This window comes from Streptomyces sp. NPDC006296, assembly GCF_040613235.1.
Classification (GTDB): Bacteria; Actinomycetota; Actinomycetes; order Streptomycetales; family Streptomycetaceae; genus Streptomyces.
On sequence record NZ_JBEXRT010000006.1, the window covers coordinates 43,281 to 58,779 of the forward strand.

A 15,499-nucleotide genomic window follows, 5' to 3' on the forward strand; every position below is an offset into this window, starting at 1 on the left:
CCACAGACGACAGAGGGACGGCTGGAGCATCGACCAACCGATGCACCAGCCGCCCCTCCTGTTACGTCAGGCCGCCTCGAACGCCCGCCGGATCAGCGGCGCCGCCTTCTCCAAGTCGGCTGCCGAGACGACGCGGACCTCCAGGTCGCCGGTCCCGAGGTGTCCGATACCGCGCATGTCCCGGGTGAAGCCCTCCTCCAACTCGACCGTGTCCGGGTCGAGTCTGAGGTACACCAGGATCGCCTCGTGCTTCGGACGGAAGATCACCGACGCCACGTTCACCAACCGCCGGTAGGCGATGTAGTGCCGCAGGGACGCGACCTCCACCTCGCCCCATGCCGTGAGCGCCTCGTCCAGTTCTGCGTACAGGTCCCGCAGGCACTCCGGCACCGCTCCTCCACCCGAAGGCGGAGAGACCGTCGAAGCCGTCGGCACGCTGTCTGCCACGGGTGCCCGCTCCCGGCCCCGGCGAGACGAGGCAGCGCTCGGGAAGCCGGTCGCGGAGTCCACGAGCAGCAGCCCCAGCAGGCCACCGTCGAAGATCCGGTAGCGCACCAGGTCGATCCGTTCGGGCAACCGCTGCACCGCCACCCGGTCGTGGTGCGAGAAGCCCGCCGCGATGCAGATCATCCGCGGACGACGCCAGTCGACGGACTCGGCCACCTCCGCCCCCAGCACCTTCCGCACGAGCGCCTCGAACTCGTGGTGCGCCGAGTCCAGCCAGGACAGGTAGGAGACCGCCTGGGACATCACCCCGCTGTCCGAGCCCTTCTTGAACTCGATCACCACCGGGCTGCCGTTCTCATCGAGCCCCAGGGTGTCGATCCGCCCCCGGTGCCAAGGCCCGGTCGGATACTCCGAGGCCAGGAAACGGATGCCCAGCATCTGCTCCAGGCCAGCCTCGACCCGCCGCTGCAGCTCTACCTCCAGCGCAACCGTCGAGCCGGCCAGCTCGACGTCCCGTCCGTTCGCGTCCTGCCGGAACATCATCAGCTCGGCCACCAGCGCCCCCTCCCGCGATCACTACAGGAGAAGCAATCGAAACAGGCCCGCGGGTATTCCGGCCTCGGCTGAGACCGCGGCGGCCATCGGCTGTGGCCGCATTGCTGGCACGGCTCGCGAGCCTGCTGTTATGGCGTGAGCGGCACGCCATCGTCCGGGCGGACGAAGACCGCCATATGCCGGGCTCTTGTGATGGCAACCCGCAGGAGGCGCCGGTTGCCACGGACGCGCTCCTCGTCCCAGTCGTTGTCAAGGAGACGGCTGTTGAAAGCTCCTTCGACGATGACAACCCCGTCGAACTCTTTCCCCTTGGAACGGTGCATGCTCATCAGGCTCACAGCTTTGGTCTGCTGCTCCGCGACGGAAAGTGAATCGCTGGCCAGAACGCGGCGCACAGCTGCAGCGGCATCGGTGTAGGCATTGGTGCCGTTCCACGCCTCCGTCAACGCCAGCGCCAGCGCATCGGTGGCCTGGAACAGGCGCAGCAAACGCACCTGCTTGAACAGTTCATCGAGTTCAGCCGAGCCGCGCACAACTCCCCGGGCAATCTGCCAGTCCGCCACGGGTTGGCCTGTGAGAGTAAGGCCCTCCTCCCAGGCACTGATGAGGATTTTCGGTGACTTGGACTTGATCTTGGTGTCGGCGTTGAACGCGGTGATGGCGTTCTCGATGACCCGGATCTTGTCGCGCGCACCGGTCGTTCCGCCGGCGAGCTTGCGGCGGTAGAAGTTGGCCATCGCCCGCAGCGTTTTCGGCAGGGCCTCCTCGCGGGCCAGGCTGGGCCATTCCAGCAGCGACGCAACGACGAAGCCAGCTGCAGCGGCCAGCTCCGGATCCCAATGCAGGTCATGCTCTACTGGCGGCAAAATCGTGCCTTGTACGGTTACGCTCTGCGTAGATATCGTCTCGGAGACGCGACCGACGAGGGCGTTGGTCGTGGCCAAGACCGCCAGGGTGGGCACGCGCTTCAGCTCGGCCTCCAGGTACTGGCGTAGGGCGACGATCGCGAAAAGGGTGCGCACCTCGACAGAGTCGGCTCCCCAAGTGCGGGTTGCGTAGATGACGTTCCTGACGCTGTCCGGCAGCGGATGGACGGTGTTGCGCAACACGGCATTGGCGTAGCTGAGCAGGCCCCCTTCGGGGCTGCGGTAGTTGTCTTGGGACAGGTCGAAGGTGGCGGGGGCGAGGTGGGCGACCGCATGCGCGATCCGCTCCTCGTCGACGCCGGGGATGTGCCCGAATATGCGCTGGTCGGGATCGGCCAGGCAGATCACCGTGGATTCTGCAGCGAGCGCTTTGACGGCGCGCCACTGATCGGTATTGGTGTCCTGGAACTCGTCCACGATGACGAGCGGGTAGATGCTGCTGTAGAGGGCACGTAGGGCGGAGCTTGATTCCAAGAGCGTCGCAGCAGTCTCGGCCAGCAGGTCGAAGACGTAACGGCCCTCTACGGTGGCCATCCGTTGGCATTCCTTGAGCCAGTCCTCCTTGCTCCCGCCGAAGTCGGCGCGCAACTGGTGCTCATGGTCAGGGGCGATGAACGACGCGGGCTTCCCGGTCAGGAGCCGACTGTGGCTGCGGACGATGTCCATGAAGAAGGAGTGGAATGTCCGCACCTGCAGTTTGCTGCGTGAGGCACGGTTGAGCAGCCCGCCCATTCGGTCGGTGATCTGTCGTACGGCAGCGCGGGAGAAGCTCAAGAAGAGCACCTGCTGTTCGTCTTCCAGACTCTCCAGAGCCTGGCGGGCCTTGAGCAGGGCGATGGTGGTCTTGCCGCAACCGGGACCGCCCTCGATCAGGACGTGCCCAGCGCTGTCCAGGATCGCTTGTCGGGGCCCGTCAATATCCATCGGGCTCATCTCCGACCCCAGCGGCGTCGGTGGAAGCTCCGGCGCCCGGGGCGTCCGTCGGAGGGCGCAGGTCGCGGTCGACTTGGAGCAGGAACTCCGCGAAAGAATCGGGAAGTTCGGCCCTGCTCGTGCACGTGGCGATAAGCAGGGCTCCGTAGCCGTCGCCCTTGCGGCCTTTGAGGACATCCCAGGCCAGCTTGCGCACAGCCTGCTCGTCCATGCCATCGCGCAGGCTGCCGCACTTGGTCGGGTAGTCAGGTCGCTGGGCGACGGAGACCAGGAAGCGGCGCAGGACAGCGGGTGCAATTTCCTGGGTGAGCAGGTCCTCGACGCCGCCGTAGGGGATGACCTTGTAACGAGTGAAGTCCGCCGTCTTGGCCGCTACGTCGTCCGTAAACGCCCGCACCGGGTCGTCGTGGATGCCGTATACGGGCTTGCCCAGGACCTTGAAAACCGGGGCGTACTTCGGCACAGAACTGTCACCCTCGGCGTCGAAGAAGGTCACACCGGCGAGGTCGGGATGCACGTAGTCCACGGACGGGTCCTGCTCCAGTACGTCAGCGACTGCCGGCATCACGTCAGCCTCTGTCGCCCCCTCCACGACCACCACGGCGCGGGCCAGGACCGCCTCAGCGAACTGCCGCTGGCGTGCCCGGTACTGCTTGGCCTTGAAGTCGTCTGGCAGGACGACCGTGGAACTGGTCAACGCGCCCGCTGTGTCACGGTCGAGAACCACGATGTGGTCGGGCTCGAACCTTTCGATGACGTAGGGCGAGTGCGAGGTGACGATCGTCTGGCCCATGTGCCGTACGGCGAAGTCGACTAGCCGACGCTGTGCGTGCGGAGGGAGAGCGATCTCCGGCTCCTCCATCGCAAAGATCACCGAGTGGTCGCCCTTGAGTTCGGCGATATACATCAGCAGGGCAAACACGAGAAGGTTCAGCGAGCCCGTACTCAACCGGTTAAAGGGCACCGGATGCTCACCCGGCTGAGTGGCGATAAACAGGCGCAGAACCTCCCGGAGGTGCTCTCGTGTGAGCTCGGACACCCTCACGTCCACCGGATCGGAGTCGCCCGCCAGGCTGAGGAAGCGCTCCACTCGCCGGCGTACTTCGCTGCGGATCTTGGCGAAGCCAGAGTCGTCGCTGGCGAGGGCGACCGCTGCTACATCGGCCAGGGCCTTCTCCCACAGGGGCCCCGCCTGCTCCGCCTCCAGCCTCACGATGGTGTCCAGCAGTGAGCCCCGCTGGAAGGTCAGAGCACGGCTGCCGGTCCGGTTGGGTCGCAGATACAAGAACCCGCAGTGGCGCTTGTCCTCCCGCTTGAACGGCGTCAGCCTCGACCCAAGCTCGGACGTCTCCTCGGTGAAGTCGTCGCTGACTGACTCGGGATGTGCGAAGAACGTGGCACCGAAGAAGTCGTCTTCCTGAGGGTCGAAGCGGCCAATGAAGACGACGGGCAGGCACCACTCCCCAGCATCAGGATCGGCCGCCCCACCCTCGGCCAGGTCAGCGAACTCACGGTGCTCCTCGGACCAGCGCCGAATGTGACTGGCGAAGCGCCGTTCGGCGGCCGGCGACAAGTCCGTCAAGACGGCCTCCACCCGGATCTCCGGTAGATCGCCGTCCGTCTCCTGGTAGCGCGATCCGTAGAAGTCGTGCTCGTCGACCACCGGACGGCGGAACATCCGCTCGGGCCCCAAGACGAGTTCAAGCGCTTCGCAGACTGTTGACTTGCCGACGCTATTCGACCCGACCAGCAGCGAGTGACCTGTCAGATAGACCGTGCCCGCGCGCACTCCACGGAAGTTCTGCAAGGTCAACCGTCGTACCTTCACCGTGCCGCCCCTCGTCGCCGCACCTCAGCCCGCAGCCACTGAGCGAATGCTCGAACGCCACGCAGACAGTGACCGCTCGTGAAAGGAGCAGGGACGTGCCAGCCAGACGAACGGCCGTAGGATCAGATTGTAATACTGTGACCCGTGACACCTGTGTCGCTCCACGCGATGCCCTTCAGATCGAAGGCCGAAGGTCCAGTGGGGTGCCCGGGGGTCTGCGACGCTCTGTCTCGTCGATCGGTAGCTAGTCTCAGCGTGTGATGTGCTGCTCGGTCGGCCCGACCCGACCGGCGGTCCGGCGAATGGGAAGTTGTGAAACTCCCACAACTACTTCTCGTGGGCTAGTTGAATCGTAGGCAACCACTCGGGCAAGTCGGTGGCAGGCTGCCGAGCGCCTCGGTGGCAGGTCCGCCGGTGGACAGCCGGTGGGCAGACGCCTTTGGACGAGTCAGTACGAGGCCGCACGGGGAAGACTGGCGCACATGGTCTGATCTGGGAAAACGTCATCAGGGAGCATGGCGCGGCACCACTCGGCACGATCACTCTCGGTCTCGTAATGCGTAGGTCTCGGGTTCGAATCCCGAAGGCGGCTCAGAAGAACCCCAGGTCAGGCTCCTGACCTGGGGTTTTTGTATTCGTGAGTCTTGAAAGCCGGGCTAATCGCACACCTGTGACCTACGCATTGCATGCCTAGGTCACAGGTGGAGCTGCCCTGGCCCTACGCGTGTGGCGATCCTCTGACCTGGCCTTTTCGTGCCTGGGAATAGTGAGTCGGGGGCGTGCAGTGGGGCGCGGTGGACAATCGGTGGACAGGCGTGCCTGATGCCCCGTCAGGGGATTCTGCTGTCGTCCTGGTGAAGGTGGTGTGAGACCTTCTCCGATGTTGGACGATCGGCAGAATCGAGACTGTTGAGTCCTCACAAACCTGTAGGGATCCGCTTCGGAGGCAGTGAGACAGGGTCGCTGGTTTGACAGCCCCTCACGAACCGGCGTGATCAGGATGCCGAGCGGTGTGGCGTTCCTCAGCGTCGTGTATCGGCTGGGGGCACGGTGAAGGTGGCGGGGCCTGGCGTCGGCTTCGCGGCGTTGATCTGTGTGTAGGTGTCGATCCATGGGGCTCGGTCGCCGTCGGTGGCGGTGTCTTCGGCCGGGTGGTCCAGGGGCAGATGGAGGCGGGCGTTGCTGATCTGGATCTTTTGCTTGGAGGGGGTGTCGAGCCAGTCGCCGGTTCGTACCGAGCCGATTTCCACGGCGAGGCGGTGGCCGGCTCGCAGGGTCCAGTCGGTCGACTTCAGGCTGATGTTCAGGTGGTCCTGGTCCAGGCGGGAGACTCGCTCGTCGAATGCGACGGCGTTTCCGTCGGGGCCTACGTCGTGCAGCTTGACCATGACGTTGCCTTCACCCCTGGCCGTCAGGGTGATCCTGGGTGTGCCGGTGACTCGGGTGGCTGCCTTGAGAGGTTCGGACCAGATGAAGAAGCTTCCGGCATTACGACCGGTTTCCTCTTCCGGTGGTGTGGGCTGTGAGCCTGCTCCGCTGTCCAGGTACGAGCCGTTGCCGAGTCGGAGGTTCGCGGAGCGGTTCGCTGTGGGCCAGGACTTCTCGGCGCGCCAGTTGCCGAGGTTGTCCTGGACGGCGTAGTTCGGGTATGTGACCTTGGGATCTATGTCCTTGAGGTGTTCGTCGAAGAAGGACATTGTCTCCTTGAACCAGGTCGCGCGGCCCATCGCGAACTTCCCTTCCTGCGTGCGGTCGTTGCCGCGTACGTGGTCCCAGGGGCCGATCCAGGCGCGCTGCGGGCCGCGGTGGTTGTGGAGGAACTCCTCCATTCCCACGGGGAGGGTGTTGGTTTCGGTGGTGCCCTGGGTGAACAGGAGCGGGGTGTCGGTGTCCTTCGCCTTCGTGGCTGGGCTGCGGTCTTTCCAGTACGGGTCTTCCGGGTCGCCGATGGTGGGGCCGAAGGAGTTGAGTGCCAGGCACTCGGGGTGCTTCGTCTCGTACGCGGCGTTGGTCCGGTATCGCTTGTCCTCGTCCGGCAACTGGGCCAGGCTGGCGATGCGGTTGTAGCTGGTGGGTAGTTGCACGCTGTTCGGGCGGGGTACACCGTTGGAGTGCAGGTGCTCATACAGGTCCCAGATGGGCTCCTGGGCGACGACTGCTTTCAGCGCGTCGTTCTTCGCGTTGTTGCCGAGGAGGCCGGTGTAGGCGTCGAAGGACTTGCCGTACATTCCCACCGCTCCGGTGGACCAGGGCTGTTTCGAGCTCCAGTCGATCGCGGCCTTGACGTCGGCCTGGTCCCCGGGGCCGCCGAGGTCGAGGCATCCAGTGGAGCCGCCGAAGCCGCGGGTGTCCACCATGACAAAGGCGTACCCCTTGTCGAGCAGGGCGGTGCCTTCCAGCAGGTCCTGGAAGCGCCCCGAGGGGCCGGCGTGCTCTTCCTTCACCTCCATCTGCCCGGAGTGGCCGAAGTACGCGCCGGCCGACATGACGACGGGCACCTTCGTGCCCTCGGGAAGGTTTTCGGGAAGCAGCACATCAGCATGCAGCTCGGTCCCGGAGCCGTCCGAGGAGGGGAAGTAGTGCTGGGTCCAGCGCGCCCCCTCCGGCACCCGTTCATTCTCCTCATGGGTCACCGAACGGGTGGCCGTGGCAACAACTGTTTTCTCTGCTCGGTTGCCGTCGGTCACCCGGCCCGGCGTGGCGACGGCTGCCCCCGTGAGGGCGCCGGTCACGGCGCAGGCCGTGATCAGTGCTGCGGCGGTTGCGGCTGATCGTTTCCTCATGAAGTACTCCTGGCTTCTGGTGCGGGCAGACGCGGAAGGGCGGCACTCACACGCGTAGGTCACCCCTGCAAGGAATCGGCCGACCACCATCCTGTCACTTAGTGACAATGTCACTAAGTGACGAGTGTGGCAAGTGGGTCCCGCCATCCTGGCTCGCCGCGTGGCCGCGTGGCCACGCGGCGAGGGGCTCGGTCGACTTCGGGTCCGCGGCAGTGTGCTGTGAAGTCGTTCGGGCGCACTTCCCGGGGTGCGGTCGTCGCACCTGACCGGTTTCGCGGCGAGATCCACCTGTCGGTCCACTCGGGCTGCGAATCGGGGCCGGGCAATGCTGGAGCTGTGCCGCGAGAGACTGGCGAAAAACGTCACTTAGTGCCAATGTGGCGCAAGGTGAAAATTATGGGAACGGGTGGTGAAGAGATGGCCGAGGAAGAGGCCACGGCCAGGCGCGGCCGCGGTGGGATGAGCGAGCAGCGTCGTCGTCGTGTACGTCTGGAGATCTCGCGGGAGGCTGCACGTCTGTTCTGGGCGCAGGGCGTCGACGGGACGAGCGGTGACCAGATCGCTGAGGCGGTGGGCTTGTCGACCCGCACCATCTGGCGCCATTTTCGCAGCAAGGAGAGCTGTGCAGAGCCGATCATCGCGCAGAGCGTGGAGTGGGAACTGGCCACTCTGCGCAGTTGGCCGCTGCACCGCTCGCTGGAGGAGCACTTTGCCACGGAGGCGAAGCGGCTGGTCAGCGAGATCGACACGCAGGAGCAGGCCGATGCCGGGCTGGGCGTGAAGATGATGCGACTGGGTGATACCGAGCCGGCCCTGCGTACGGCCTGGCTGATGGCATGCGATCAAGTCGAACACGAACTGGCCGCAGTCATCGCGACCCGGCTCGGACGTGAGCACGACGACCTGCAGGTACGTCTGCACGCCGCGGCTGCTTCTGCCGCCCTACGAGTCCTCAACGAGTACGTGGGAGCAGGCCTTCTGGACGGCACTGATCCCCGGAAGCTCGGTGACGAGAATTTCGCCTTCATCGCCGATGCCGTCCGCACGGCCACCGGTGGCGCCGTGGGTGACCCGGTCCACGTCGCCGAGGTACCCGCCGAGTCGGCGCCCGAAGGTGTCGCCGTGCAGCGTACTGAGGGCGGGGTGGAGGTCTGCGAACTCACCCAGAAGGAGCTGTAGAGCGTGGACGGCGTCGAGCCCCCCTCGCCGAGGGCGCCGGGCCGGAGGGAGGGGAGTTGGGCAAGGAGTCGTCCGTGTGGTCCGTCGATCTCGAGGGGGGGCGAGGTGTACCGGACCCACGTCAGCAGCCTCCGACGCACCCCGCCCCTCCTGGCTGGCCGATCCTTGCAACTGCCCACCCACAGGTGTGGAGGGCTGAGGGCGAACGGGGGGCATGAGCCGTGTGCTCCTGGGTGGCGAGCGGACGCGGCCCGGCCTCTTGGTGATGCCACGTCAGCCTCGAACGGATACCGACAGGCTGCGTGATCGTTCATGCTCCGGAGGTGCAGCCCCGAGCCTGTTCATAACCCAGTTCCAGCAGGGCGGCACGCAGCTTTACCGCTGCTCCGGTCAGCGCCGACGGGTCTTCCTCCTGCTTGGCCTTGCTGAAATCGAAGTCGGTCATGTCCCAGACCGGCGCGACGTGTATATGCAGATGCGGTACCTCGAAGCCCGCAACGACGAGCCCGGCGCGCGGAGCGTTCCAGGCCCGCTGCACCCCCTGCCCCACGGCTTGGGCCACCTCGAAGCAACGCGTCAGGAGGGGCCCGTCGATGTCCGTCCACCGATCGACCTCACGTCGTGGCACCACAAGGGTGTGGCCAGGCCGCAACGGAGCTATGGAGAGGAAAGCGACGATTTCCGGATCTTGCCAGACGAAGAGTCCGGGCAACTCCCCAGTGATGATGCGAGAGAACACAGTAGTCATACGTGCAATATTCCTCAGGAGCGTCAGGGTGTGGGCAGCGGGGCACGGATCAGGCAACGACGGCCGGGGCTCTTGGCCGTCGTTGCCTGACACGACCGCTCGACCAGCGTCACTGGCTTGACTCCATGGAACCGGACGCTCGACTAACCGAACGCCGGAGTGCGGAACAACGATGCTCGGCAAGGGCAGTACCTGTGACGCCGAACGCGCCGGCTCGTTCGCCGACTGGATGAAAGGGCCTGCGACGGTCGGTTGCTCGACGAAGCTCATCCGTTCAAGAGCATGGCAGATTAGTGCAGTGCGCAGCGCCCGTGCTGCGAGCCGGGCAGGCAGGACCACGACGTGATCGAGTCCGCTGAGTAGCTCCTCCGTCCGGAACCGTGGCGGCGACCTCGAGGGGCCGGTCCGATGAACGAGCGCCACGCGGGCGGCTCGATCCATAGCAAGCGCGGGTCGTCGTCGGCTGCGGCGTGCGGACCCTTCGTCGCAGTCACTCGGCCTGGGTTCTCCGTTCAGCCGGACATCAGCAGGCGACGTCGTAGGTGGGTTGCCGACGGCGCGCGCCAGCTTGCGCTGTCTGTCTCCCCTGGTCGCTGCCCCTCATCGCCGTCCGTAGCGCGCGCACGACCCCTCGGGCCTAGGCTCCCACCGAACCGCGCGAGCACTGCCATCGAGGCCTCGCGCCCTCTCCAGGCGGGCGACGGCGAGCAGCCGTGCGCACCCGGCGGCCAGCCCTGATGACGAGCGACTCACTGTGCGAGATCTCGCGGGGTTGTGGCGTGGGTTACATCAGGCAGGGTGGCGACGACTGGCGTTTAATGGCAATGTGTCACTTAGTGACGTCAACGCAAGCTGCTGACGCTTAAATTGACCCAGAGGTGTGGATCGCTATGCAGGACACGAGTTCCCGGGAGGCGGCTGTCGCGCGGGAGGCAGGTCGGGGGAAAGAGACGGTGCTCGAACAGGCGGGCGGAGTCAAAGGTGTCGTCTACTCGGCGCTGCCCGCTTTGGTGTTCGTCGTCGCCAACGGCGTCGGCGGACTCAAGGTCGGCATCCTGGCCGCTCTCCTGGTCGCCGGCGGCATCGCGGCGCAGCGGCTGGTGCGCAGGGAGTCGATCCAGCCGGCGCTGGGCGGCGTGTTCGGCGTAGCCGTCGCAGCCGGCGTCTCCTGGTATACGGGGTCCGCCAAGGACTTCTTCCTCATCGGCATCTGGGCGAGCCTGGCCGGCGCCGTCGCCTTTGTTGTCTCTGTGGTGGTGCGCTGGCCTCTGGCGGGACTGATCTGGAACGCGACGACCGGTAAGGGTGTTGTCTGGCGTGCGGACGGGCGTTCGCGGCTCTATTACGACATCGCCACCCTGGTGCTGGCTGTCATCTTCGGTGCTCGATTCGCCGTTCAGCAGTACCTCTACCAGGCCGACGAGGTCGGCTCGCTGGGTTTCGCCAAGATCGCCATGGGCTACCCGCTCCTCGCCCTCGGAGTCCTGGTCGTCGCCTGGGCCGCCCGGGCTTCCGACAAGCGGCTGAAGGTGGCGGGACTGCTGCCTGCCAAGCGCACCTGACTCGGCACTTCCGATCTCCATCCGCTCCGGACGGGCTGCGCGCAGCCCGTCCGGAGGCGTGTGTACTCGCATCGGTCACGGCGACGTCCGATTCGGCGGACGCGCTTTCTATGGGCCGGTGCTTCATGCCGTCGCTGCGATCATGTGCGGCCACGCACTGCATGCGCCCGCACGGCCTGGCTGAGGGGCTGCGGTCAGGGGGGAAGGCGAATTGGTCGAGTGTTTACCGGCCGCCTTGACCCGCCTGCCGGCGGCATCAGGGTGCGGGTGCACCCGCGGCCGCCTCGGCGCCTTACAGGAGGTCGACCATGAGGAAATCAGCGAGGGCCCGATTGCCCGGGTGGGTGCGCTGGCCGGACCGATGGCAGGGGCCCTCGGTGGCGATGAGACGGAGGTCATGCGGGAGTGGGAACCTTGCCAGGAACTGCTCGCGCCTGGGGTGTGTGAAGGCTGCGACAGTCGGCTTCTTGGCCTGGAATGCGGCCGGGCTGACCGGATTCGCGGCCCTGGGTGCGGCCCTGTTCGGCGCACAGCATGCTTGGCTGCCGGTCGTCGCATGGTCGGCCGTCGCCCTCTTTGCCCCGTCCGACCCGGACGGGCTCGCCGGCTGGCCCCTGGCCCCGCCCGACGCTGCGCCCGCCAGTTGCCCCGCTGTATTGATGGCCGTCGGCATGCATCACCGCCCATGCGCTGGTCGGCCCTCGGAGATGACCTGTCGCCGCCCGTGTGGCACCCGGGCGAACTCGGCCCGATCTCTGGGTGCCGGCTGCCACCGTCCACCGGATCCTGGCCCGGGACGACCTGAACCTCCGGCCCGACCGGCCCGCCGGAGAGTCGATACGGCATCCATGCCGTGCAGGCTCACCGTCTCCCGGTATCTGGCCGACTGTCCGCAGCGACAGTTGACACAACCTGTCACTTAGTGACACTGTCACTAAGTGACAGCTGTGGCTGCGGGAAGGCGGCGACTCAAGGTTGCGTACCCGCTCAGGTTCCTTGCCACCGCCGGGGTTCTGCCGTTGCTGTCCGGCGTAACAACGGGAAGGACTGATATGGCATTGCCGACGATCATCAGCGTTGAGGAGTTCTTCGCGCCTCCAAGGCGTTCGAGGGCCTCTATCTCGCCGGATGGCACAAAGATTGCTTATCTGGCTCCTTGGGAGAACCGTCTGAACCTGTGGGTCGGGAGTGTCGAAGCGCCGGAGGAGGCGCGGCGGGTCACCTCTGAGGACCGCAACCTGCTGAGCTATCACTGGACGGATGATCCGCGGTGGCTGCTCTATACCCGGGATCAGGGCGGCGACGAGAACAGTCACCTGTACCGAGTCGATCTCGACGTCCCGGACGCAGCGGCTGTCGACCTGACGCCGTTTCCCGGTGCGCGCATCACAGATCTGAAGCTTCCTACCTCTCGGCCGGGGAAGGCGGTGTTCTCCTCCAACAGCCGGAATCCCGCTGTGTTCGACCTCTTCGAGTTGGATATCGCCACCGGTGACCTGCGGATGCTCGCGGAGAACACCGCGGGCGCGGCCGTCACTCTCTTCTACGGCGGCAGTGCGGGCCCCCTCACCAGCGAGGTCAGCGAACGAGGCGACCTACGGCTCTCACGGTGGGACGAGTCCACGCAGACCTCGTGCCACCTGGCGTGGTTCGAGGGTGGGGACTATCCGCTGGGCGTCTATCCGTTGGAGGTCACTCCTGACGGAAGTGGTGTGCTCCATGGCTCGTACCAGGACTCGGACAGGCTTCGTGTGGTCCGGCTGGACACGGTGACTGGTGAAGAGACTGTGGTTGACTCTCACCCGCGCTACGACCTGGACACTCGGGCCCGCGTGTTTCCCTCGCTGCCCTCCCCTCTGATCTTCAGTCGGCGTACCGGTGAACTCATCGGGGTTCGATATCTCGGGGAACGACAGGTGATCAAGGCGCTGGACCCGCACTTCGCCGAGGTCTTGGAAAACCTGGAGAAACTGTCCGCCGGCGACCTGGCCGACATCTCGTCAGACGAGACCGGGCAGCGGTGGGTCGTCAGCTTCACCCACGACCGCGATCCTGGGGCCGCGTACTACTACGACCATTCCTCAGGCGAGAGCCGGCTCCTGTTCCGTCCCCGTGGTCACCTGGATCCCGAGCAACTGGCGTCTATGACACCGGTGACGATCACCTCTCGGGACGGTCTTGCGCTTCCCTCGCACCTGACGCTGCCGCTCGGGGTGGAGCCGCACCGACTGCCGCTGGCTCTGCTCGTGCACGGCGGCCCCTGGGACCGGGACAGCTGGGGTTTCAACCCTCTGGTCCAGCTGTTGGCCAATCGGGGCTACGCGGTCCTGCAGGTGAACTTCCGCAGCTCCACGGGGTACGGCAAATCGTTCATGAAGGCCGGTATCGGGGAGCTGGCCGGCAAGATGCACGATGACCTGATCGACGGGGTCGACTGGGCCGTTGCCCAGGGATACGCGGACCCGGACCGGGTGGCCATCCTCGGCGGCTCCTACGGAGGCTACGCAGCGCTGGTGGGCGCCGCTTTCACCCCCGACGTCTTCGCCGCCGCCGTGGACATCTTCGGGGTCTCCGACCTTGCGAACTTCCTGCGCAATCAGCCGGAGTTCGTCCGGCCGGCCCTTGCCGCCAACTGGTTCCGCTGGGTCGGCGACCCTGCGGATCCGCACCAGGAAGCCGACATGCTGACCCGCTCACCGATCAGCCGGGTGGACCAGATCCGCACACCGCTGCTCATCGCCCAGGGCGCCAACGACGCGAGAGTGGCGCAGGCGGAATCCGACAACATGGTCCATGCCCTCCGGGCGCGTGGAGCCCTCGTCGAGTACATCCTCATGGGGGACGAGGGGCACTCCATCGAGAACCCGGAGAACTTGACCGCCGTCTACCGCGCGGTGGAGCGGTTCCTGGGCGAACACCTCGGACCCGGCAGGGACGGATAGCCACTGCGGCCCACTTCCACCGGGCCCCGGGTCAGGAACGGGAAACAGGGGCTCCGACGGCGCTGGCCAGCGTGCGGACCGCGTGGTCTACGGCGGCCCCGGTGGAAGGCTGTTCGGAGTCGTGGACGAAGGCGGTGGCTCCGCGCTGGCTGCCGACGTAGTCGATGAGACCGTGCGTGAGTTGTGTGCGCAGCGCCATCTCGTAGCCGTGCCGCTCGTATGCGCCGGCGTCGGCGCCTGCTATCGGTAGCAGGTGCGTCGTGAGTCGCTGGAGCTTGGGCAGTACTCCTCCTGTGGCGGCGTACTCGAAGGCCCAGCCGTTGACGAAGACCCGGTCGATCCACCCTTTCAGGAGGGCTGGTACGGACCACCAGTACACAGGGAAAACGAGAACGAGGTCGGTCGCCCAATCCAGGCGCTGCTGCTCGCGAACCACGTCGGGTGGGTGGCCGCCGCCCTCCTGGTAGGCGCGACGGTCCGCCGAGGTGAACCGGGGGTCGAAGCCCTCCTGGTGCAGGTCTGCGGCCTCGACGGCGCCGGGGCGCAGGGCTGTGCTGAGACGTTCCGCGATGTAGTGGGTGAGGGAGCCGGGGTCGGGGTGCGCGGTGACAAGAAGGGTGCGAGAGGTCTCGTCTGTGCTCATGGCGGTACGTCCTTAGGTGTGGGCCGGGTTTCGGAGGTCTTCGCGGGTGTGGGTGTGCGGGGATGCGGTCCGTGAGCGGCCGGGGTGTGGTCGGCGCCTCACTGCGGGGCATTCCAGACGCCGGCAGCGGCCGCGCGGACGACGTACTCCTCGAGGGTTCGCGGCGCGCGTTCCAGCACGGTGGTGAGGTCGCCGGTCGTCTCGGAGACCGAGCCGCCCGCCATCAACGCGAACATTTCGGCGACCTCGTCGGCCTCGTGCCGGCTTACGCCTTGCCCGACGAGCTCCGCCACGTACGCGTCACAGGTGATCTGCCGGTAGGTGAGCGTCCGTCCGGATGCCCGCGCGATCAGCTCGACGGCCTCGGCGAACCTGACGGGGCGGGGCCCGCTCAGCTCGTAGACCTGCCGCACGTGCCGGTCACGCTCGGTCAGTGCCGCGACTGCAGCGTCCGCAATGTCCTCCACGTCGACGAAGGGCTCGGGAACGTCCCCGGCCGGCAGCGCCAGTTCGCCGGCGAGCAGCGGTGCGTGGAATACGTCCTCGCCGAAGTTCTGGGCGAAGTTGGACGCTCGCAGCACGGTCCACTCCAGAGGCGCACCGCGGACGGCCTCCTCGGCGGAGACCATGTTGCGCCCGAACATGGAGCCGCCCCAGCCGTCCGCACCGCGGCCGGAGAGGAGCACCAGCCGTCGCACCCCGGCGGCCGCTGCCCGCGCCGCGAATGCGTGCACCGGGCCCGGCACCGGCGGGGGCACCACGTAGGCCGCGTAGATGCCGTGCAGGACGGCGTCCCAGCCAGCCGGCTGGGACCAGTCGAAGTGGACCTGGCTGGACCGGGAGGCCGCGCGCACCGGGATGCCGCGAAGTCGCAGCCGGGCTGCGACACGGCGCCCCGTCCGGCCGGTCGCGCCAACCACAAGACAAGTGTGTGTGTTCATGGCTCCACTCAA

General features: G+C 66.5%; 10 protein-coding genes. 3 read left to right on the forward strand and 7 right to left on the reverse strand.

Going from position 1 to position 15,499, the window contains the following annotated elements; translation table 11 throughout:
* Positions 1–66: 66 nt before the first annotated feature.
* The 4 genes from ABZ172_RS06150 to ABZ172_RS06165 all read right to left on the reverse strand — a co-directional run bounded on the left by ABZ172_RS06150 (position 67) and on the right by ABZ172_RS06165 (position 7,472).
* Positions 67–1,002 (reverse strand): DUF5655 domain-containing protein, encoded by a 936-nt coding sequence (locus ABZ172_RS06150; RefSeq protein ID WP_165398550.1) that lies wholly within the window; start codon positions 1,000–1,002, stop codon positions 67–69.
* Positions 1,003–1,130: 128 nt separating this feature from the next.
* Complete coding sequence (locus ABZ172_RS06155; RefSeq protein WP_356880667.1) at positions 1,131–2,852, reverse strand: ATP-dependent helicase; 1,722 nt, start codon at positions 2,850–2,852, stop codon at positions 1,131–1,133.
* The gene (locus ABZ172_RS06160; RefSeq protein WP_165398552.1) at positions 2,842–4,674 is read right to left on the reverse strand and encodes an ATP-binding protein; all 1,833 of its coding nucleotides are present in this window, start codon (positions 4,672–4,674) and stop codon (positions 2,842–2,844) included. Before ABZ172_RS06160 ends, ABZ172_RS06155 begins: the two co-directional genes overlap by 11 nt.
* Before the next feature lie 1,037 nt (positions 4,675–5,711).
* On the reverse strand, positions 5,712–7,472 hold the full coding sequence (locus ABZ172_RS06165; protein WP_030088356.1) for a CocE/NonD family hydrolase: 1,761 nt from the start codon (positions 7,470–7,472) through the stop codon (positions 5,712–5,714).
* Positions 7,473–7,889: 417 nt separating this feature from the next.
* Between ABZ172_RS06165 and ABZ172_RS06170 the strand changes: the two genes are divergently transcribed.
* Positions 7,890–8,651 carry a TetR/AcrR family transcriptional regulator gene (locus ABZ172_RS06170; RefSeq protein WP_049978650.1) on the forward strand — a complete coding sequence of 254 codons (762 nt, stop codon included), beginning with the start codon at positions 7,890–7,892 and terminating at the stop codon, positions 8,649–8,651.
* Between the two features lie 310 nt (positions 8,652–8,961).
* Here ABZ172_RS06170 and ABZ172_RS06175 read toward each other — a convergent pair whose 3' ends face one another.
* Positions 8,962–9,399, reverse strand: coding sequence for an HIT family protein (locus ABZ172_RS06175; protein WP_003949692.1), 438 nt, complete (start codon positions 9,397–9,399; stop codon positions 8,962–8,964).
* Positions 9,400–10,289: 890 nt separating this feature from the next.
* Here ABZ172_RS06175 and ABZ172_RS06180 point away from each other — a divergent pair.
* Both ABZ172_RS06180 and ABZ172_RS06185 read left to right on the forward strand, forming a co-directional pair.
* Complete coding sequence (locus tag ABZ172_RS06180) at positions 10,290–10,961, forward strand: DUF3159 domain-containing protein (RefSeq protein ID WP_008405917.1); 672 nt, start codon at positions 10,290–10,292, stop codon at positions 10,959–10,961.
* Positions 10,962–12,013: 1,052 nt separating this feature from the next.
* Positions 12,014–13,903 carry a S9 family peptidase gene (locus ABZ172_RS06185; protein WP_003949694.1) on the forward strand — a complete coding sequence of 630 codons (1,890 nt, stop codon included), beginning with the start codon at positions 12,014–12,016 and terminating at the stop codon, positions 13,901–13,903.
* 31 nt (positions 13,904–13,934) lie between these two features.
* Here ABZ172_RS06185 and ABZ172_RS06190 read toward each other — a convergent pair whose 3' ends face one another.
* Both ABZ172_RS06190 and ABZ172_RS06195 read right to left on the reverse strand, forming a co-directional pair.
* Positions 13,935–14,546, reverse strand: a complete 612-nt coding sequence (locus ABZ172_RS06190) for an NAD(P)H-dependent oxidoreductase (protein WP_003949695.1) — start codon at positions 14,544–14,546, stop codon at positions 13,935–13,937.
* A gap of 98 nt (positions 14,547–14,644) precedes the next feature.
* Positions 14,645–15,487 (reverse strand): NAD(P)H-binding protein, encoded by an 843-nt coding sequence (locus ABZ172_RS06195; RefSeq protein ID WP_003949696.1) that lies wholly within the window; start codon positions 15,485–15,487, stop codon positions 14,645–14,647.
* Positions 15,488–15,499 lie beyond the last annotated feature (12 nt).